The 18,688-nt window shown below is 72.0% G+C and carries 24 protein-coding genes; 6 read left to right on the plus strand and 18 right to left on the minus strand.

Annotated elements, in window-relative coordinates:
• Positions 1 to 20: 20 nt before the first annotated feature.
• The 8 genes from RGQ06_RS00060 to RGQ06_RS00095 form a co-directional block, all read right to left on the minus strand.
• Positions 21 to 308, minus strand: a complete 288-nt coding sequence (locus tag RGQ06_RS00060) for an acyl carrier protein (RefSeq protein ID WP_432428158.1) — start codon at positions 306 to 308, stop codon at positions 21 to 23.
• Between the two features lie 112 nt (positions 309 to 420).
• The gene (gene plsX / locus RGQ06_RS00065) at positions 421 to 1,404 is read right to left on the minus strand and encodes a phosphate acyltransferase PlsX (RefSeq protein ID WP_432428159.1); all 984 of its coding nucleotides are present in this window, start codon (positions 1,402 to 1,404) and stop codon (positions 421 to 423) included.
• Positions 1,405 to 1,415: 11 nt separating this feature from the next.
• Complete coding sequence (gene rpmF / locus RGQ06_RS00070) at positions 1,416 to 1,595, minus strand: 50S ribosomal protein L32 (protein WP_432428160.1); 180 nt, start codon at positions 1,593 to 1,595, stop codon at positions 1,416 to 1,418.
• 97 nt (positions 1,596 to 1,692) lie between these two features.
• Positions 1,693 to 2,214: a YceD family protein gene (locus RGQ06_RS00075; RefSeq protein WP_432428161.1), complete on the minus strand. Its 522-nt coding sequence runs from the start codon at positions 2,212 to 2,214 to the stop codon at positions 1,693 to 1,695.
• Positions 2,215 to 2,850, minus strand: a complete 636-nt coding sequence (locus tag RGQ06_RS00080) for a hypothetical protein (RefSeq protein ID WP_432428162.1) — start codon at positions 2,848 to 2,850, stop codon at positions 2,215 to 2,217.
• Positions 2,847 to 3,323, minus strand: coding sequence for a pantetheine-phosphate adenylyltransferase (gene coaD, locus RGQ06_RS00085; protein ID WP_432428163.1), 477 nt, complete (start codon positions 3,321 to 3,323; stop codon positions 2,847 to 2,849). The genes RGQ06_RS00080 and coaD overlap by 4 nt, the downstream gene beginning before the upstream one ends.
• Complete coding sequence (rsmD, locus tag RGQ06_RS00090) at positions 3,320 to 3,895, minus strand: 16S rRNA (guanine(966)-N(2))-methyltransferase RsmD (protein WP_432428164.1); 576 nt, start codon at positions 3,893 to 3,895, stop codon at positions 3,320 to 3,322. Before rsmD ends, coaD begins: the two co-directional genes overlap by 4 nt.
• The gene (locus tag RGQ06_RS00095; protein ID WP_432428165.1) at positions 3,895 to 4,995 is read right to left on the minus strand and encodes a DUF3048 domain-containing protein; all 1,101 of its coding nucleotides are present in this window, start codon (positions 4,993 to 4,995) and stop codon (positions 3,895 to 3,897) included. Before RGQ06_RS00095 ends, rsmD begins: the two co-directional genes overlap by 1 nt.
• Before the next feature lie 70 nt (positions 4,996 to 5,065).
• Between RGQ06_RS00095 and RGQ06_RS00100 the strand changes: the two genes are divergently transcribed.
• Positions 5,066 to 5,233: a hypothetical protein gene (locus tag RGQ06_RS00100; protein ID WP_432428166.1), complete on the plus strand. Its 168-nt coding sequence runs from the start codon at positions 5,066 to 5,068 to the stop codon at positions 5,231 to 5,233.
• 3 nt (positions 5,234 to 5,236) lie between these two features.
• Here RGQ06_RS00100 and recG read toward each other — a convergent pair whose 3' ends face one another.
• The 3 genes from recG to RGQ06_RS00115 form a co-directional block, all read right to left on the minus strand.
• Positions 5,237 to 7,360 carry an ATP-dependent DNA helicase RecG gene (gene recG, locus RGQ06_RS00105; RefSeq protein ID WP_432428167.1) on the minus strand — a complete coding sequence of 708 codons (2,124 nt, stop codon included), beginning with the start codon at positions 7,358 to 7,360 and terminating at the stop codon, positions 5,237 to 5,239.
• 91 nt (positions 7,361 to 7,451) lie between these two features.
• On the minus strand, positions 7,452 to 8,075 hold the full coding sequence (locus RGQ06_RS00110; RefSeq protein WP_432428168.1) for a hypothetical protein: 624 nt from the start codon (positions 8,073 to 8,075) through the stop codon (positions 7,452 to 7,454).
• Between the two features lie 51 nt (positions 8,076 to 8,126).
• Entirely contained in the window at positions 8,127 to 9,788 is a 1,662-nt protein-coding gene (locus RGQ06_RS00115; RefSeq protein ID WP_432428169.1) for a DAK2 domain-containing protein, read from the minus strand.
• A gap of 141 nt (positions 9,789 to 9,929) precedes the next feature.
• Between RGQ06_RS00115 and RGQ06_RS00120 the strand changes: the two genes are divergently transcribed.
• On the plus strand, positions 9,930 to 10,184 hold the full coding sequence (locus tag RGQ06_RS00120; protein WP_432428170.1) for a hypothetical protein: 255 nt from the start codon (positions 9,930 to 9,932) through the stop codon (positions 10,182 to 10,184).
• Between the two features lie 69 nt (positions 10,185 to 10,253).
• Positions 10,254 to 12,053: a phosphoenolpyruvate carboxykinase (GTP) gene (locus RGQ06_RS00125; RefSeq protein ID WP_432428171.1), complete on the plus strand. Its 1,800-nt coding sequence runs from the start codon at positions 10,254 to 10,256 to the stop codon at positions 12,051 to 12,053.
• A gap of 101 nt (positions 12,054 to 12,154) precedes the next feature.
• Here the strand turns inward: RGQ06_RS00125 and RGQ06_RS00130 are convergent, their stop codons facing one another.
• Entirely contained in the window at positions 12,155 to 12,424 is a 270-nt protein-coding gene (locus RGQ06_RS00130) for a hypothetical protein (protein ID WP_432428172.1), read from the minus strand.
• 146 nt (positions 12,425 to 12,570) lie between these two features.
• Between RGQ06_RS00130 and RGQ06_RS00135 the strand changes: the two genes are divergently transcribed.
• Complete coding sequence (locus RGQ06_RS00135) at positions 12,571 to 13,008, plus strand: Hsp20/alpha crystallin family protein (RefSeq protein ID WP_432428173.1); 438 nt, start codon at positions 12,571 to 12,573, stop codon at positions 13,006 to 13,008.
• Positions 13,009 to 13,073: 65 nt separating this feature from the next.
• The gene (locus tag RGQ06_RS00140) at positions 13,074 to 13,310 is read left to right on the plus strand and encodes an Lrp/AsnC ligand binding domain-containing protein (RefSeq protein ID WP_432428174.1); all 237 of its coding nucleotides are present in this window, start codon (positions 13,074 to 13,076) and stop codon (positions 13,308 to 13,310) included.
• Here RGQ06_RS00140 and RGQ06_RS00145 read toward each other — a convergent pair.
• The 5 genes from RGQ06_RS00145 to RGQ06_RS00165 are packed head-to-tail and all read right to left on the minus strand — an operon-like array spanning position 13,307 to position 16,939.
• The gene (locus RGQ06_RS00145; RefSeq protein ID WP_432428175.1) at positions 13,307 to 14,062 is read right to left on the minus strand and encodes a hypothetical protein; all 756 of its coding nucleotides are present in this window, start codon (positions 14,060 to 14,062) and stop codon (positions 13,307 to 13,309) included. The two genes, RGQ06_RS00140 and RGQ06_RS00145, sit on opposite strands and share 4 nt — an antisense overlap.
• Positions 14,063 to 14,098: 36 nt before the next feature.
• On the minus strand, positions 14,099 to 14,464 hold the full coding sequence (locus tag RGQ06_RS00150; RefSeq protein ID WP_432428176.1) for a hypothetical protein: 366 nt from the start codon (positions 14,462 to 14,464) through the stop codon (positions 14,099 to 14,101).
• A gap of 3 nt (positions 14,465 to 14,467) precedes the next feature.
• Positions 14,468 to 14,788, minus strand: a complete 321-nt coding sequence (locus RGQ06_RS00155) for an antibiotic biosynthesis monooxygenase family protein (protein WP_432428177.1) — start codon at positions 14,786 to 14,788, stop codon at positions 14,468 to 14,470.
• A 58-nt stretch (positions 14,789 to 14,846) separates the two neighbouring features.
• Positions 14,847 to 15,992, minus strand: coding sequence for a CaiB/BaiF CoA transferase family protein (locus RGQ06_RS00160; protein WP_432428178.1), 1,146 nt, complete (start codon positions 15,990 to 15,992; stop codon positions 14,847 to 14,849).
• 35 nt (positions 15,993 to 16,027) lie between these two features.
• Positions 16,028 to 16,939 (minus strand): alpha/beta fold hydrolase, encoded by a 912-nt coding sequence (locus tag RGQ06_RS00165; protein WP_432428179.1) that lies wholly within the window; start codon positions 16,937 to 16,939, stop codon positions 16,028 to 16,030.
• Between the two features lie 67 nt (positions 16,940 to 17,006).
• On the opposite strand from RGQ06_RS00165, the gene galK reads away from it, so the two are divergent.
• Positions 17,007 to 18,005 carry a galactokinase gene (galK, locus tag RGQ06_RS00170; RefSeq protein WP_432428245.1) on the plus strand — a complete coding sequence of 333 codons (999 nt, stop codon included), beginning with the start codon at positions 17,007 to 17,009 and terminating at the stop codon, positions 18,003 to 18,005.
• Between the two features lie 55 nt (positions 18,006 to 18,060).
• Here galK and RGQ06_RS00175 read toward each other — a convergent pair whose 3' ends face one another.
• Entirely contained in the window at positions 18,061 to 18,684 is a 624-nt protein-coding gene (locus tag RGQ06_RS00175; protein WP_432428180.1) for a PH domain-containing protein, read from the minus strand.
• Positions 18,685 to 18,688 lie beyond the last annotated feature (4 nt).

The raw sequence follows: 18,688 nt of genomic DNA on the forward strand, positions 1-18,688 counted from the left end.
GGATCCGGACCGGGTACCGATCAGAGGCGCGCGACGACGTAGTCGACGGCGTCCCGGACGGTCTTCAGGTCCTCGAGGTCTTCGTCCTCGATCCGGAAGCCGACCGTGCGCTCACCGATCTCCTCCTCGAGGCCCTCCACCAGCTCGATCAGGGCGAGGGAGTCTGCGTCGAGGTCGTCGACGAAGCTGTCGCCCTCCTTGATGGAGTCGGGCTCGATCTCGAGGATGTCAGCGAGGCGATCTCGGATGAGGGTCAGGACCTCGTTGCGATCCATCTTGTCGCCCTCCACGTGGGTCTCTGCGGGCAACGGGTGCCCCTCCTGGTCGGAAGCTTCTCTGGCGATCGGCCACCATAGCCGGAAGGGGCGGAAAAGCCCCGGATGACGCCTGAACGCCCAGGTCAGCGGGTATGCGCGACGGTCAGGCGACCGAGGCGGCGAGGTGCGCCGGGACGTTGCCGGCCACCATGTCGCGGGCGACGCGGACGGCGTTGACCACCGCGGTCGGACCCGAGGACCCGTGGCTGATGATGCACACCCCGTCGACGCCGAGCAGCATGGCCCCGCCCGTGTTCTCCGGGTCGAGGGTGGCGTAGAGCGGCAGCAGCTCGGGCATGAGGACGTCAGCGGCGGCACGCGTCTCGTCGTTGGTGTCGAAGGCCTCGAGGAGCCGGTTCACCAGCCCCTTCATCCCGCCTTCGAGGGACTTGAGCGCCACGTTGCCGGTGAAGCCGTCGGTCACGACCACGTCGACGGCGTCGGTGAGGATGTCCCGGCCCTCGACGTTGCCGATGAAGGTGCCGCCGGCCGCGGCGAGCACGCCGTCGACCGCGAGCAGCTCGTAGGTCTCCTTGCGCAGCGTGTCGCCCTTGCCGGGCTCCTCGCCGATGGACAGCAGGCCGACCCGCGGCTCGGCCACGTCGTAGCGGGCGCGGGCGTAGGCGGCGCCCATCTGGGCGAACTGCACCAGCCAGTCGGGCTGGCACTCGGCGTTGGCGCCGGCGTCGAGCAGCACGGTGTGCCCGCCGGAGGGCACGGGCAGCGGCGTGGCGATCGCCGGCCGCTTCACGCCCTTGAGCCGGCCCATGCGCAGCAGGGCCGACGCCATCGTGGCGCCGGTGTTGCCGGCCGAGATCATGGCCGACGCCTTGCCGTCGCGCACCGCCTCGGCGGCGCGCACGAGCGTGGCGTCCTTCATCCGGCGCACGCTGGTGCCCGGATCGGCGTCCATGGCGATGACCTCGGATGCCTCGAGCAGCGGGAGGTCGCCGGCCAGGTCGGCCACCTCGGGGGTGCCGACCAGCAGGATCTCCACGCCGAGCTCGTCACGGGCCTGGCGGGCGCCCTCGACGATGTCCGCCGGCGACCTGTCGCCGCCGTTGGCATCGATGGCGATGGGGAGCATCTAGGGCGTGATCAGTCCACATCCACGGCCTGGCGACCGTGGTACCACCCGCAGTTGGGGCAGACGACGTGGGGGACCTTGACGACGCCGCAGCGCGGGCAGAGGCTGCGCGACGGGCGGCTGAGACGCCAGTTCGCGGCCTGACGGCTGCGGCCCTTCGCCTTGGAGGTCTTCTTCTTGGGGACGGCCATGGCTGTTCAACCTCAGATGCGGTGCCGGGAGGGCGTTCGAATGCGTCCGGGCCAGTCGGTTGCCGACCAGGCGGACGCGAAGGAGACACCCTAGCGGTCAGCCCTCGTCGAACCTCAACTCGGACAGGGCCGCCCAGCGGGGGTCCGGCGGGGGCTCCTCGGCCGCTGCGGCGGCCGCGACCTCGTCCTCGGTGACGGTGGGGAACCGCTCCGGATCCGGGCCCGGGCAGTCGTCGGCGCAGAGCGGGGCGATGGGCAGGCTGGCGAGCACGAGCTCGTCCACCATCGGCTGGAGATCGAGCAGGTCGTCGTCGATGGGGTAGATCTCGTCGTCGATCGGCGAGCGCTGGGCGATCTCGCGCAGGGCCACGTCGACGTGGCCGGTGACGTCGTCGAGGCAGCGGCGGCACGCGCCGTACCAGTCGAAGCCGAGCGTGCCGATGACCTCCACGCCCCCGGCCATGGCCACGACCGCGCCCTCGAGGGTCAGCGGGGTGCCGGGGATGGTGCTGGCCGCCGAGGTCTCGAGCCGCTCGGCCTCGACCTCGACGTCGATGAGCCGGCGGCTGCCCGGCTCCCGCAGCAGGTCGCCGACGCGGACGATGAAGGGCTTGCCCACCTAGCGGTCGTCCTGGTCGAAGAACCCCTGACCCGAGTCGGGGACCGCCTCCAGCCGGCGTCGGGCCCGTCGCTCGTGGGCGGCCTGCTCGTCCTCGGGGGTGTGCACGTGGCCGCCTTCGGGGGCGTCGCCGAGGTCTCGCTCGTCCTGGGCGGCCTGGCTGCCCTGCAGCTTGGCCCGCCCGGCGGAGACGACCTTCATGGTGCGCTCGAGCACGATCTCGAAGCTGGCCAGGCGCTGGTCGCAGAAGTCCTCGGCCTCGAGCTTGAGGCGCCGGGACTCGGCATCGGCGGCGTCGACCACGGAGCGGGCCCGGGCTTCGGCGGCCTTGACCACCTCGGTCTGCTGCACCAGCTGGTCGGCCTTCTGGCGGGCCGCCTCGAGGATCTCGTCGGCCTCGCGCCTGGTCCGGGCCAGGAACTCCTCGCGCTGCTTGAGCAGCCACTTCGCCGACCGCAGCTCCTCGGGCAGGCGCTCGGTGGCCTCGTTGAGCAGGTCGAGGACCTCGGCCTGGTTGATCATCACCGAGGTCGACAGCGGCATCGGCCGGGCCTGCTCGATGAGGTCGCGCAGCTCGCGGAGCACCGACTCGACCTGGGGCGCCTCGTAGGGCGACTGGCCGGGGCGGTCGCTCATCCGAACTTCTCCGCCAGGCGCTTCACCACGGCGTCGGGGACCATCTCGTTCACGTTGCCGCCGAACCGGGCGATCTCGCGCAGCAGCTTGGAGGCGACGAAGGAGTGCTCGGTGGCCGAGGGGATGAACAGCGTCTCCAGCCCGGAGATCTTGCGGTTCATGTGGGCCTGGTGCATCTCGGATTCGAAGTCCGACACGGCCCGCAGTCCCTTGACGATGACATCGGCACCGACCTCGCGAGCCAGGTCGACGACGAGGCTGGAGAACTGCACCACCTCGACGTTGTCCAGGTGCGACGTGCTCTCCTCGATCATGGCCCGGCGGTCCTCGAAGGAGAACAGCGGCTCGCCCTTCTGCGGGTTGCGCATGGCAGCCACGGTGACCTTGTCGAACAGCCGCGAGGCGGTCTCGATGATCTCGAGGTGACCGTTGTGGATCGGGTCGAACGTCCCGGGATAGAGGACCGTCCTCACGGATGTGCTCCTGTCGGATCGGGGGCGCCGGTGGCCGGTGGCTCCGGCCGGGCGAACAGCACAACCGTACCGCCGTAGGTGCGCTCCCTCACCCTTTCCCACCCGGGGGGGAGGTCGACGGCACGGCCGGACTCGATGACGACCAGACCGTCGTCGGCGAGCCGCGTGGCGAGGTCGGCGAGCAGCGCTGCCCATCCGTCGAAGGCGTACGGAGGGTCGGCCAGGACCAGGTCGAGGGGCACCGGCAGGTCGTCGAGGGCGACCTCCACCGGTCGGCGCAGCACCACACCGCGGTCGTCGAGGCCGAGGGTCGCGAGGTTCTCCTCGATGACGGCGACGGCTCGCCGGTCCGACTCCACGAAGTGCGCGCTGGCCGCGCCCCGGCTGAGGGCCTCGATGCCGAGCGCGCCGCTGCCGGCGAACAGGTCGGCCACCACGGCGCCGTCGACGGCACCCAGGCTGCCGAGCGCGTTGAACATCGCCTCCCGGACCCGGTCCGTGGTGGGCCGGGTGTCGGTGCCCGGTGGCGCGCTGATGCGCCGGCCCCGCACCGATCCGGCGACGACGCGCACTACCTGAACGAGGAGCCCGGGCCGTAGGGCAGGGCGATCCAGGTCTTGCCCGGGGCGAGCACGATCTCGTTGCCCTCGACGTCCCGGTATGTGGTCGGCGTGGCGTTGTCGGGCTTGTGCCAGGTGCCGGTGGCGACCTTGCCGCCGCTGAACACCCACGCCTCACCCTCGCCGACGACCTGGGCGGTCGGGACCCGCGAGCCGGCCTGGTCGACGGTGCCCGAGTCCAGCGCCTGCGTGAAGCGGACGATGACGTTGTCGACCCCGAGCTGGCCGCCGCCGGCCGCGTCCACGTGGGCGTGGCCCGCCTGGAAGCGGACCCAGCGCGAGCCGTCCCACTCGAAGCGCACCGCCGTGCCACCGCCGCCCCGGGCACCGAAGGGGGGCGGGAACGCCAGGCGGATCGACGTCGCCGGCAGGGCGTTCGGCGACGGGACGGCCTCGCCCGGCTGGGCGAAGCGCAGGATCGGCTGGAGCGGCCCGGTCGAGCCCTCCGGCGCGGTGGCCCGGATGTCGGCGGTGCCGACGGCGAAGGAGTTGTAGGGGGACCTCCGGGACCGGTCGCGGTAGTAGAGGTGCGGCACGTCGTCGATGGATCGGGGCACGACGCTCGAGCTCCGGACGTGGCTGTTCAGCAGCGCGTTCGCCCCGTGCCACGCGAACAGCGGGCCGTTCAGCTCCTCGAGCAGGCCGATCTCGGAGCCGCGGGCGGAGCGGATGGGCCCGATCGGGGAGGCGTCGATGGACTGGAACAGGGCGAGGAAGCGGGTGACCTGGCCCTCGACCGGCACCTCGTAGACGACCTCGGCCGAGCCGATGCCGACCTGGGGGGACGACCTGCCCTCCACGTTGTCGTACTTCACGGCCACGACCGGCCGGGACTGGACCCACTGGTCCACGAGGGGCAGCCCGGTCAGCATCGACACCGGGGCGGCAGCGGCCGGTGCCTCCGTGGTGGTGCTCGTGGTCGTGGTGGTCTCGTCGACCTCGGTCGTGGCGGTCGACGAGTCCGTCGTGGCGGCCTGCTCCTCCTCTCCGCCGCCGCAGGCGACGAGGAGAGAACCGGCGAGCGCGAGGGCGGCGAGGGGGCGCGTTCGCATGGCCCGCGAGTGTTCCATGGCCCACGGCCGCAGCCGTGCATCCCCACCCGGCCCGGATACCGTCGGTCCGGTGTACGAGCCCGACCCGGTCATCACCTGCATCGACTGCGGCGGCCGCGCGCACCTCAACGGGCACCCGCCCGAGGAGGGCTGGCAGCCGGGGATGCTGACCATGTACCGCTGCGAGGACTGCCTCGACGGCTGGTACCTCGAGGTCCCCGACTGGGACGACTTCTGACCCTCAGCTCTTGAAGAGGAACGCCTCCTCGTCCTCGTCGAGGAAGAGGCGGACCTCGTCGACGAGCGCGTCGGGCGGGCCACCGGGCGCGTCGACGAGCTCGAAGGCGATCGCCCGCGCCGTGTCCACGACCTCGCGGTCGTCGCGCAGCGACGCCAGCTTCAGGTCGTTGCGACCCTTCTGCCGGGCGCCGAGGATGGTGCCCTCGCCGCGCAGGTCCAGGTCGACCTCGGCCAGGACGAAGCCGTCGGTGGTCTCGACCATCGCCTCGAGGCGGCGCTCGCCGTCGTCGGTGGCGCCCTCGCCGAGGAGGTGGCAGTACGAGCGGTGCGCCCCACGGCCGACGCGCCCCCGGAGCTGGTGGAGCTGGGCGATGCCGAAGCGGTCGGCGTCGAGCACGACCATGACCGTGGCGTTGGGGACGTCGACGCCGACCTCGATCACGGTGGTGGCGACCAGCACATCGAGGCGGCCCTCCCGGAACTGGCGCATGGTGGCCTCCTTCTCGGCCGGGGGCACCCGGCCGTGCAGGAGCCCGAGGCGCAGCCCGGCCAGCTCGCCGTGGGAGAGCTGCTCGTAGGTCTCGGTGGCCGAGGAGACCTCGAGCTTCTCGGACTCCTCGACGAGCGGGCTCACCACGTAGGCCTGGCGACCGGCGGCGACCTCGGCCCGCACCTGCTCCCAGACCTGGGCCTGCTCGGCCTCGGTGCGCGCCCACGTGGTCTCGATCGGGGTGCGGCCCGGCGGCAGCTCGTCGAGGACGGACACGTCGAGGTCGCCGTAGACCGTCATCGCTGCGGTGCGCGGGATCGGCGTGGCGGTCATGACGAGGACGTCGGGGACGGTGCCTCGGCCCTTGTCCCGCAGCGCGGCTCGCTGCTCGACGCCGAAGCGGTGCTGCTCGTCCACGACCACCACTCCGAGCGATGCGAAGTCGACGTCGGCGGACAGCAGGGCGTGGGTGCCGATGGCGATGTCGACCTCGCCGGCAGCCAGGCCCTCGGTGATCTTGCGCCGCTCCCCCGCCGGCACGCGGTTGGTCAGCAGCTCCACCCGGAGCGGTCGGTCGAACAGCGCGCCCTCGTCGCCGACGCGGAGGTCGGCCAGCAGCTCGCGGATGCCGAGGGCGTGCTGCTCGGCGAGCACCTCGGTGGGGGCCATGAGCGCCCCCTGGTGGCCGCCCTGGACCGCCACCAGCATCGCCGACACCGCCACCACCGTCTTGCCGGCGCCCACGTCGCCCTGCAGCAGCCGGTGCATGGGCACGGGGTCGGCGAGGTCGGCCTCGATCTCGGCGATGACCCGGCGCTGGGCGCCGGTGAGCGGGTACGGCAGGGCGTCGTGGAACCGCCCGACCAGCGCCCCCGCGAGTTCGTGGGTGACGCCGACCGTGGTGCGCTCCACCTGGCGCTTGCGCAGGACGAGCGCCAGCTGCAGGCGCAGCAGCTCGTCGAATATCAGCCGCTTGCGGGCCACGACGTAGGCGCCGACGCTGTCGCCCGGCGCGTGCACCATGCGCATCGCCGCCGTGCGGTCGACCAGGTCGAGGCGGTCGAGGAGGGGCTCGGGCACGGGGTCGACCAGGTCGCCGGCGCGACGGAGCGCCTCGTCGACCCAGCGGCGCACGTCCTGGGTGGTGATGCGCGCCTTCTCCGACTGCGGGTACACCGGCACGACCTGGCCGGTCTGGTCACCGACGAGGTCGACCACGGGGTTCGTGAGCTGCTTGGTGCCCCGGAAGTCCTCGAGCTTGCCCCAGAACACGGCTTCGGTCCCCGGGGTCAGCTGCTGCTCCCGCCAGGCCTGGTTGAAGAACGTGATCTTCATCCGCCCGCTGCTGTCGGACACCGACGCCTCGACCATCACGCGGCCGCCCCTGCCGCGCCCACCGCCCAACCGGCGCGACGAGATGCGGTCGACGCGCGCCAGGACGGAGGCCACCTCGCCGACGTGCAGGTCGGCGATGCGGGCCTCCTTGGTGCGGTCGATGTAGCGGCGGGGGTAGTGCGTGAGCAGGTCGAACACCGTCTCGATGCCCACGGACGCGAGCGCCTTGGCCCGCGCCGGGCCGACCCCCTTCAGCTCGGAGACGGGGATGCCGCTCAGGAAGCGCAGCGTGCGGGCCATCCCCCGATCTTGCCCGCGCGCGCCGACACCGCCGGACGATGCCGGCGGTGTCGTTCGGGATCCGCTCGGGGCGGAGCGTTCGGTGGCTGGCTCAGGCGGAGCGGAGCGCCTTCACGAGCTGGTCCTTGCTCATGGTCGAGCGACCGTCGAGGTCGAGCTCCTGGGCCCGCTCGTACAGCTCGTCCTTGCTCCAGCTCTCATAGGGGCCGGAGGGACGGTTGGCGCCGGTGCGGCCGGTCTCGGCGACGCCGGTGTCGGCGGCCTTGACGACCTTGTCGGCAGCAGCCTCGGTCTCGGTCTCGACCCGGTCCTCGACCGTGCCGGCGCGGTCAGCGACGACGCTGAGGTTGCGCTGGACCTGATCGGCGGCGCCGCGGGCACGGTTCGTGATGGTCGAGCTCGCCTGGCGGGCATCGCCCACGGCGCGGCGACCGGTGGTGCGGAGGGTGCCGGCGGAGGCCTCGAGGGCGTCGCCGCTGGCATCGATCAGCTGGGCCGCACCGGTCCAGGCGACGTTGACGACGCCGTAGACGGCATCGACGGTGGTGGCGGTGACCCGGCCGTACTGGCGCAGGGCCTCGGCGTTGACCGCACCCAGCCGCAGCGCGAGCGCATCGACCGGCGCCGGCAAGCGCTCGGCGACGGCAACGGTGCCTTGGTCAACCGTCTTGGCCAGGTCGGCGAAGGTCGAATCGATCGTGCTGAAGAGTTCCATGCTCGGCTCGGTACCCGAGCGCTTGATCCACCATGCAAGAGGTGACGGAACTCACTCGATGCCGAACAGGTACGGGTACAGCGGCTGGCCACCGTGGTGGACCTCGGCCTCGACGTCGGGGTGGTGCTCCTCGAGCCACTGGGTGATGTGGCGCGTGCACCCGGGCGACGCGCCGTCGCCCTCGATGATGGTGACGAGCTCGTGGTCGTCGAGCAGACGGTCCAGCAGCTGGCACGCCGCATCGTCGAGGTCCGGGGCCACGACCTGGATGCCGTCCCGGCTGATGCCGAGCCAGTCGCCCTCGGCGATGGGGCCGGCGTCGCAGGTCGAGTCCCGCACGGCCTGGGTGATCTCGCCGTTGACGACGGCCTCGGCGTGCTCGCGCATCGCGGCCACGTTGGACTCGGCCGTGGACTGCGGGTCGTAGGCGAGCAGCGCCGCGAACCCCTCGGTGATCGAGCGGGTGGGCAGCACCCGCACGGTCTTGGCGGTGAGGGCGTCGACCTGCTCGGCCACGGCGATGATGTTCTTGTTGTTCGGCAGGATGACGACCTCCGGGGCCGGCACCGCCTCGACCGCCTCGAGCAGCTGGGCCGTCGAGGGGTTCATCGACTGGCCGCCCGTGACCACCTGCTGCACCCGCAGGTTCCCGAAGATGCGGCGGATGCCCTCGCCCGTGGCCACGGCGACGACCCCGCAGGGCACCGGGTCCGGCTCGGGCCCGGGGTCGCCCTCGGCGGCGGCCTCGCGGACCCAGCGCTCCTCTTCGATCTCGTGCAGCTCGTCGAGCAGGTCGGTGACCCGGATCTGGCGCGGGCGGCCGATCTCGATCGCGGCCTCGATGGCGGGGCCGATGTCGTCGGTGTGGATGTGGCAGTTGAAGATGCCGTCGCCGCCGACCACGACGATGGAGTCGCCGATGCCGGCCCACACCTCGCGGAACGCCGGCATGGCCTCGTCGGGTGCCTCGAGCAGGTACATGACCTCGTAGCGCAGCTCGGACACGTGCTTGCCGGTCTCGGGGGTGACGTCGCCACCGCCGCGGACCCGGTCTGCCGCCCCCTCGGGCGCGTCCGGCGGGGCGGGCACCTCGCGCCCGTCGACGACGTGGAGCAGCGCGTCGAGCAGCAGCAGGAAGCCGGCGCCACCGGCATCCACCACCCCGGCCTCCTTCAGCACGGCCAGCAGCTCGGGCGTGCCGTCGAGGGACACCTGCCCGGCGGCCCGGGTGCGGGCGAGCACCTCGACCAGCGCGGTGCCCCCACCGGCGGCACCGCGCGCCGCCTCGGCGGACTCGCGGACCACGGTGAGGATGGTGCCCTCGACCGGGCGCTGCACGGCCTCGTAGGACAGCTCCGACGCTCTTGTGAGGGCGGCGGCGAGCACCTCCCCGTCGAGGGCGTCGTGGTCGCGCACGACCTCGGTCATGCCCCGCAGGAGCTGGGACAGGATCACGCCCGAGTTCCCCCGGGCCCCCATCAGCGAGCCGTGGGCGATGGCCTTGCACACCGCGGCCATGCCCTCGTCCGCCACGCCCGCCACGGCCTCGGCCACCGACCGCAGGGTCAGGGTCATGTTGGTGCCCGTGTCGCCGTCGGGCACCGGGTACACGTTGAGGCGGTTGATGGCCTCCTGGTGCATCGACAGCGCGTCGCCGAAGGTGGCGATGGCGCGGCCGAGCTCGGCGGCACCGAGTCGGTCGAGCGTCGTCATCGGCGGGGAACCCTATCGACGGGTCGCCAGCCGGAGCGGACCAGGGTCCTTCGCCTCTTGCGAGCCCTGGCGTTGTGACCGGAATGTGGACACGTGGGTATGGTGGCCGGACCCAGTCAACCGATCGATGCAGGAGCCGTCGTGCAGGGTGTCATCAAGTCGTACGATCCCGGGACCGGGGATGGCGTGATCATCGCCGACACCGACCTGTGCGAGTACGACCTGGCGCCCGGCGCACTCCACGGATCGGTGTTCAGGATGCTGCGGCAGGGCCAGCGAGTCGTGTTCACACCCGACGACGCCGGCCGCGCTGCGGACCTCCTGCTGGGCTCCGAAGTTGACATGGGCACGCCGCGCTTTCCCCAGGACGACGTGCCGCTGGAGACCGGGATCTGACCTCCAGGCCACCCGGCTCGGAGCTGATCCCTCGACTTGTCGCAACGGCGCGACGGAGGCGAGAGACAAATGGCCGCAACGACGACCAACGAGAGGCTGCAGGCCTGGGTGGACGAGTGGGCGGAGATCTTCCAGCCCGACGCCATCGAGTGGTGCGACGGCTCCGATGAGGAGTGGGACCGGCTGACGAGCCTCCTGGTCGAGCAGGGATCCTTCACCCGCCTCGACGACTCGAAGCGGCCGAACTCCTTCCTGTGCAACTCCGACCCCGCCGACGTCGCCCGGGTCGAGGAGCGCACCTTCATCAACTCGACCCTCGAGATCGACGCCGGCCCCACCAACAACTGGCGGGCACCGTCGGAGATGAAGGAGGAGGTGCTCTCCTTCTACCGGGGTGCCATGCGGGGCCGGACGATGTACGTCATCCCGTTCTCGATGGGCCCCCTCGGCTCGCCCATCGCCCACATCGGCGTGCAGCTCACCGACAGCGCCTACGTCGTGGTGAACATGAAGATCATGACCCGCATGGGCCAGGGCGCACTCGACGTCCTCGGTGACGGCGAGTGGGTCAAGTGCCTGCACTCCGTCGGCTACCCGCTGGTGGACGGCGACGGCAACGCCCGAGACGACGTCGCCTGGCCCTGCGACGCCGACAACAAGTACATCTGCCACTTCCCCGAGGACCGCGAGATCTGGTCCTACGGCTCCGGCTACGGCGGCAACGCCCTGCTCGGCAAGAAGTGCTTCGCCCTGCGCATCGCCTCGACCATGGCCCGCGACGAGGGCTGGATGGCCGAGCACATGCTCATCATCGGCGTCACCCCGCCGAACGGCGAGAAGAAGTACGTCGCTGCCGCCTTCCCCTCGGCCTGTGGCAAGACGAACATGGCCATGCTCGAGTCCACCCTGCCGGGGTGGAAGGTGGAGACGGTCGGCGACGACATCGCCTGGCTCAAGTTCGGCGACGACGGCCAGCTCTACGCCATCAACCCCGAGTCCGGCTTCTTCGGCGTCGCCCCCGGCACCAGCGAGGAGACCAACCACAACGCGCTGCGCTCGGTGGACGCCAACTCGATCTTCACCAACGTGGCCAAGACCGACGACGACGACGTGTGGTGGGAGGGCCTCTCCGAGCCGCCGGCCCACCTCATCGACTGGAAGGGCAACGACTGGACCCCCGAGTCCGACGCCCCCGCCGCGCACCCCAACGCCCGCTTCACCGCGCCGGCGTCGCAGTGCCCGGTCATCGCCCCCGAGTTCGAGGATCCCAAGGGCGTGCCGATCTCGGCCATCCTCTTCGGCGGTCGCCGCGCCACCAACGTCCCGCTGGTGACCGAGGCCGAGTCCTGGGAGGACGGCGTCTTCCTCGGCTCGATCATGAGCTCGGAGAAGACGGCAGCGGCCGCCGGCAAGGTCGGCGAGGTCCGCTTCGACCCCTTCGCCATGCTGCCCTTCATCGGGTACAACGCCGGCGACTACATGCAGCACTGGCTCGACATCGGCGAGCGGGCGGGCGCACAGCTCCCGAAGCTGTTCTGGGTCAACTGGTTCCGCCGGGGCGAGGACGGCTCGTTCCTGTGGCCGGGCTTCGGCGACAACATCCGGGTGCTCAAGTGGGTCCTCGAGCGCCTCGAGGGCACCGCCGACACGGTCCAGACCCCGATCGGCCTCGTGCCCACGTCGGCGTCGCTCGACACCGAGGGCCTCGACATCGACCCGGCCGTGCTCGACCAGCTGCTCGAGGTCGACGCTGAGTCGTGGCGCCAGGAGGTGCCCTTGATCGAGGCGCACTTCGACTCCATCGGCGAGCGCCTGCCCGAGGCCCTGCGGGACCGGCTCGAGACGCTCGAGAAGAAGCTGAGCCAGTAGCGCACCGCCTGCAGCTCGGCGACGAGGGCCCCAGCCGATCCGGCTGGGGCCCTCGTCGCGCACGGCCCAGGGGGGCGGGCCGCCGTGGTGGTGCTGGGGGTCTAGGCGGGTCGCGAGGGCAGGGGGAGCAACCCGAGGCCACGGCAGCGCTCGGCCAGGTCGGCCAGCTCCGTGACGTAGGCGTCGCGGTCGATGGTGCCGTCGAGGTAGGACTCGCGCAGGTCCAGGAACATGGCCTCGACCAGGAGGTCGACCAGCTGCTCGAACAGCCGGTCCTGCAGCGTGCCGTCGCCGTCGACGAGCTGGATCGTGCCGAGGATGTCGTCCTGCTCGTCGGCCACCCGGCTCACCAATCGCTCGTGTGCGTCCATGGACCCGTTCTTCGCCGCTCCGCAGACGACCTCCTTCCCCACGTAGCGTCGTTTTCCGGGACTGAGCAAAGTTGCGTTGTCAACACTCAGGTTTCTTGTTACCGTTTCTGGCGGACAGATCCCACCGATGGACACAGGAGGCCGTGATGCTGCTCCGCTTCGACCCGTTCCGTGAGCTCGATCGCCTCGCCGACGAGCTCGACCGCTCGGTGGCCCGGACGGCCACCGCCCCCCTGCCCATGGATGCCTTCCGACGCGGCAACCACGTCGTGGCCCAGCTCGACGTCCCGGGCGTGCGCGCCGAGGACGTCGACATCACCGTCGAGCGCAACGTGCTGACGGTGCGGGCGACCCGCCACCTCGACGTCGGCGAGGACGACGAGCGCATCGTCGCCGAGCGACGCCACGGCGAGCTGGTGCGCCAACTGCAGCTGGGCGAGTCCCTCGACCCCCAGCGGGTGGAGGCCGACGTCACCGACGGGGTCCTCACCCTGCGCATCCCGGTGGCCGAGACCGCCGCGCCCCGCAAGGTCGAGGTGGGCACGGGTGGCGGCCGCGACGAGCAGGCCGCCCTCTCGGCGTAGCCCGGACCGCACCACACCGCACGGGCCCGCCGCAGGCGGGCCCGTGGTGCGCGTAGGCTCCGCCCATGTCCGTCAGCGCGTACATCCTCATCCAGACCGAGGTGGGCAAGGCCGCCGACGTGGCCGATGCCGTCGGGGCCATCGAGGGCGTCGTCACCGCCGAGGACGTCACCGGCCCCTACGACGTGATCGCCCGGGCCCAGTCCGACGACGTCGACCAGCTCGGCCGCATGGTGGTGTCCAAGGTGCAGCTGATCCCGGGCATCACCCGGACGCTGACCTGCCCCGTCGTGCGCCTCTAGGAGCTCGTCAGCTCGAAGCGGCCCGGACCCACCTGGTGGTCGGGCGCGACATCGGCGAGGAGCGCGTCGACCGGCACGGCCGCGCCGTCGACGTCGGTGCCGGACACCTCGACGGTGACCTGGCCCGGTGCAGCCGTGACGTGGAGGACGGCCGTGTCGGCGGCCTTGGCCACCCGCCCGATCAGCTCCTGGACGAGGGCCAGGGCGCGCACGGCGAGCGCGGGCGGGGCCACGGCGGCACCGGTCCACACGAGCTCGATCGATGCGCCCATCTCCTCGCGCGCCGCGTCGACCTCGATGCCGACCGCCGCCTGCAGCTCGTCGTCGGTGTCGTCGAGCGGCGAGGGAACGCCGGGCGATGGCGACACGCTGATCTCCCACGTGCGCCGCACGGCGGCCACGGCCAGGCTCCAGAGCTCGGCGGCCTGCTCATCGCTGCCGGTGGCCGCCGCCTCCGCATCTGCCAGCGCGACCTCGGCCGCGGCGCGGGCTGCCGCCTCCTGCTTCATCCGCTTGGCCACGTCGGCCGCGTCGCGCCGGGCCCGGCTGGCCCGCTCGAGGGCATCGTCGCGCTCGCGACGAGCATCGACCGTCTGTCCGTCGGCGAGGCGCCGAGCCGACTCGGCGGCGCTGAGGGACCGCTTCGCCTCCTCGAGCTCCCCGGCCACGTCCTGCAGCCGGCGGTGCGTGCGCAGCAGCTGGACGCCGAGCCCGACGGCGACGACGGCGAGGATGATGGCGACCGCGAGCACGGGGTCGAATGTAGTGAGCGGCCGGAGCGCCGCCGGTCAGGCCGGCTGGCTGAACTGCATCGAGCGCAGGGCCAGGCCCATCAGGAACAGGCCACCGCCGCCGTAGAGCAGGTAGCGGTGCGCGGCCAGCTGGGCCCGGTAGCTGTAGATGATGCCCACGGTGGCGATGGCCACGAACCCGTAGAAGAGGTGGAACTGGTCCGGGTCTCCCTCGATCTCGCCGAGCGCGGCCACCCCGAGGGCGACCTGGACGATGATCGACACCTGCACCACAGCGGTGGCGATCCACAGGGCGCGGACGCGGGCCGGCTCCCACCAGTGCGCGGCGAGCGCCCACGCCCCGGCGAGGCCGTTGCCCACCACCACGAACCACGCGAACGACGCGTGGAGGTCGCCGACCACGGATCAGCCGGCGGAACCGCCGGCGACCTCGTAGCTCCACAGCTCGGCCGAGACCGACACCGGCGCGCCGGACTCCGTGGGCTTGTCGGCACCCCGGTGGCCGTGGGCGAACCCCGGCGATGCCACCCAGGCATCGAAGGAGGCCTGGTCGGCCCAGCGGGTGACGACGAGCCACACGTTGCGGTCGTCGGTGGGCTTGAGCAGCTCGAAGCCCTCGAAGCCCTCCTGCCCGTCGACGGCACCGGCCCGGGCGGCGAAGCGCTGGGCGAGCTCGTCACCGGAGCCCTCGGGGACGGTGATGGCGTTGATCTTGATGACGGTCACCGGCCCATCCTGGCTGCTGGCCCGGAGCCCGGGCCAGACGCCAGGGGGCCGGCGGTCGTCACGCGATGGCGCCGCCCTCGCGCAGGGCCGCGATGCGGTCGCCGTCGAAGCCGAACTGCCCGAGCACCTCGTCGGTGTGCTGGCCGGCGTGCGCCGGCGGGCGCTGGATGGTGGCCTCGGTCCGGCTGAACCGGGGCGCCGGTGCCGGCTGGAGCACGCCGTGCTCCTCGACGAAGGTGCCGCGCTCGACGTTGTGGGGGTGCTGGGGTGCCTCCCCCAGGCTGAGCACCGGGGCGAAGCACACATCGGTGTGCTCCATGATCTCGCACCACTCGTCGCGGGTCTTGGTCTTGAAGATCTCGGCGACCCGCTCCTTGAGCGCCGGCCACTGGCTGCGGTCCATCTGGTGGGGCAGGTCCTCGTCGGCGCCGAGGCCGGACAGCTCCAGCAGCTCTGCGTAGAACTGGGGCTCGATCGAGCCGATCGACACGTACTTGGCGTCGCTGGTCTCGTACACGTCGTAGAAGTGGGCGCCCGTGTCGAGCAGGTTGGTGCCCCGCTCGTCGTTCCAGATGCCCATGGCTCGGAAGGCGTGGAACATCGTGGTGAGCACGGCGGCCCCGTCGACCATGGCGGCGTCGACGACCTGGCCCTCGCCGGAGCGCTGGGCCTCGAGCAGGGCGCACACGATGCCGAAGGCGAGGAACATGCCGCCGCCGCCGAAGTCCCCGACCAGGTTGAGCGGCGGCACGGGGGCCTCGCCCCGCCGGCCGAGGGGCTCGAGGGCACCGGCGAGCGCGATGTAGTTGATGTCGTGGCCGGCAGCCTGCGCGTAGGGACCGTCCTGACCCCACCCGGTCATGCGCCCGTAGACGATCTTGGGGTTGCGAGCCTTGCACTCGTCGGGGCCGATGCCGAGGCGCTCGGCCACGCCGGGGCGGAAGCCCTCCATGATCACATCGGCCTTCTCGACGAGCGAGAGGACCGTCTCCACGCCCTCGGGGCTCTTCAGGTCGACGCCGATGGAGCGACGACCGCGGTTGAGCACATCGGCCGGCGGCGACTCGGGGTCGCCGCCCATCACCTGGCCGGCGCGGTCGACGCGGATCACGTCCGCTCCCATGTCGGCGAGGAGCATGGCGCAGAACGGGCCGGGCCCGATGCCGGCGATCTCGAGAACGGTGGTGCCCTGGAGCGGTCCCATGGTTGGTGGGGTTCCTCTTTCGTGGTGGGGGTGGTTCAGTCGGTGTGGCGGGTGGGGTCGGTGTCGCGCGTGCGCGCCACCGTGGCGTCGATCTCGTCCATGATCCGCGGCCACAGGGCGCGGGGCAGGTTGTGGCCCATCCCCTCGAGCTCGACGTGCACGGCGTGGGGCACGGCGTCCGCGGTGCGGCGACCGCCCGAGGGCGTGACGAGGGTGTCGGCCTCGCCGTGGATCACGGTCACGGGCACCTGCACCCCACCGAGCGCGTCGGTGCGGCTGCCGGACGCGTTGATCGCCACGATCTGGCGGCCGACGCCGGCCGGGTTGCGGACCCGGTTCCACTCCCGGCGGGCCCGCTCGGCTGCGGCATCGGGATCCCGGTGGGCGGGGCTGCCCCAGGTCGATTCGGACTCACGTGCCCGCGCGACGGCCTCGTCCTCGGTGGTGGGCGGTGGCGCGAACAGCAGCTGGCTGGCCTCGGCGGTGGGCTGGCCGACGTCGCGGTCACCCGTGGTCGACATGATCGACACCACGGAGCGCACGGCCTGGGGCTGCTCGATGGCCATGGCCTGCACGATCATCCCGCCCATGGAGGCACCGACGACGTGGGCCGGTGCCATGCCGAGCTCGTCGAGCAGGGCGGCGGCGTCCGCGGCCATGTCCGAGAGCGTGTAGGGGACCTCGACCTGCTCGCCCTTGGCCAGCGCTCGCAGGGTGGCCATCACGTCGATGTCGGCGTCGTCGAAGTGGGTGGACCGGCCGACGTCCCGGTTGTCGAAGCGGGCGACGCGGTAGCCCCGGTCGACCAGACGGCTGACGAAGTCGTCCTCCCAGCTGACCAGCTGCGCTCCGAGCCCCATGACGAGGAGCAACGGGACGCCGTCGGTGGGTCCGCGCACCTCGGCGCAGAGCTCGATGCCGTTCACCTGATGGATCGTCTCCCCCATGCCGGGATGCTTGCCGTTCCTTGACTGCTCGGTCAAGAACCGGCCCGGTACGGTCGGCGCCGTGTCGATGCAGACCGACGTGGCGGCCTTCGCCCCGGGGCGGGTGAACCTGATCGGTGAGCACACCGACCACACCGGAGGTCGCTGCTTGCCGATGGCGGTGGCGATGGGCGTGACCGTGCACGGCCGGCGCGAGGGCGACCGGGTGCTGCTCTCTTCGGCCGAGGTGCCCGGCGTCGCCGACATCGCGCTCGACGTGGCGGACCCGGCCGCGGTCGAGCCGGCGTGGGCCCGCTACGTCGCCGGCGTGGTCGCCGAGCTGCGACCCGAGGTCGGGTTCACCGGCGGGCTCCGCTCCGACGTCCCGGTCGGCGCCGGCATGTCGTCGTCGGCGGCCCTCGAGGTCGCGGTGGCCTTGGCGCTGGGCCACGACGGCGACGTCGAGGACCTGGCCCGGCGCTGCCAGGCGGCCGAGCAGCGCGCCACCGGCGTCCCGTGCGGGATCCTCGACCAGCTCGCGTCGGCCGCCGCCCGGGACGGGCACGCCTTCGTCCTCGACTGCCACACCCTCGGGCGCACCCACGTCCCGGTGCCCGACGACGTCGAGATCCGGGTGGTGCACTCGGGCCAGGAGCGCACGCTCGTCGGCTCGGCCTACGCCGAGCGGCGAGCCCAGTGCGAGGCGGCCGAGGCCCTCATCGGCCCGCTCCGCCTCGCGTCACCCGCCGACGCCGACGCGATCGACGACCCGGTGCTGCGCCGGCGCGCCCGCCACGTCACCACCGAGAACCAGCGCGTGCTCGAAGCCGCCGACGCGCTGCGGTCCGGCGACGTCGTCGGACTGGGCACCCTGCTCGACGAGGGCCACCGCTCACTGCGGGACGACTTCGAGGTCTCCACGCCGACTGTGGACGCCACCGTGGCGCGACTGCGAGCGCAGCGGGGCGTCCACGGCGTGCGCCTGATGGGCGGCGGCTTCGGCGGCTGCGTCGTCGCGGTCACCGACCCCGGCGCGCTCGCCGAGGGCTGGCACGCCCGGCCCGGTCCCGGCGCCCACCTCATCTGACGTTCTGGCCTACATCCGCCCGCGCATGTGAGGGATTCGGTAGGCCAGAACGGATCTAGTGGCCGAGGAGGCGCGCCTTCTGGGCGGCGAACTCCTCCTCGGAGAGGATGCCGTTGCGGCGCAGCTCGTCGAGCTTGGCCAGCTCGTCGGCCACCGAGCCGCTGCCCCCGCCGCCGTGCCCCTGGCCGATGCGGTCGAACTTGCGGTTCTCGTTGGCCTCGATCTGGCGGTAGATCTCGTTCTGCACGGCCGAGGGCTTGCGCACGTCGGAGAACGCCTGGCGTCCGCTCTCGCCGGCGGACTCGATGACCAGGTCGCCGGCACCGAGCATCCGCTCGAACAGGCGCTGGGAGAACAGCACGTTGTTGACCCGCTCGAGGGGGATCTCGATGCCGTGCTTGGCCACCACACCGTGGCGGTAGATCAACCGGTCGCTCGTCACGACGAAGTTCGTGGTGCGCCAGTCGAGGTAGCGGACGATCCACCAGCCGAGGGCGGCGAGGATCAGCACGCCGGCGAGCAGCTGGACGATGCCGTTGTCCACGTTGAGCAGCACGAGGGCGCCGATCACGATGGCGGCGAGGAGGGCGAGCGTCTGCTTGGCGAGGAACCACCAGTGCGGGTGGAGGTCGAGGACGACCTCCTCGGTCTCGTTCAGCAGCTTGCGCGGGAAGGGCACAGGC

Source organism: Salinilacustrithrix flava (assembly GCF_041228405.1).
GTDB classification, from domain to species: domain Bacteria; phylum Actinomycetota; class Acidimicrobiia; order Acidimicrobiales; family Salinilacustritrichaceae; genus Salinilacustrithrix; species Salinilacustrithrix flava.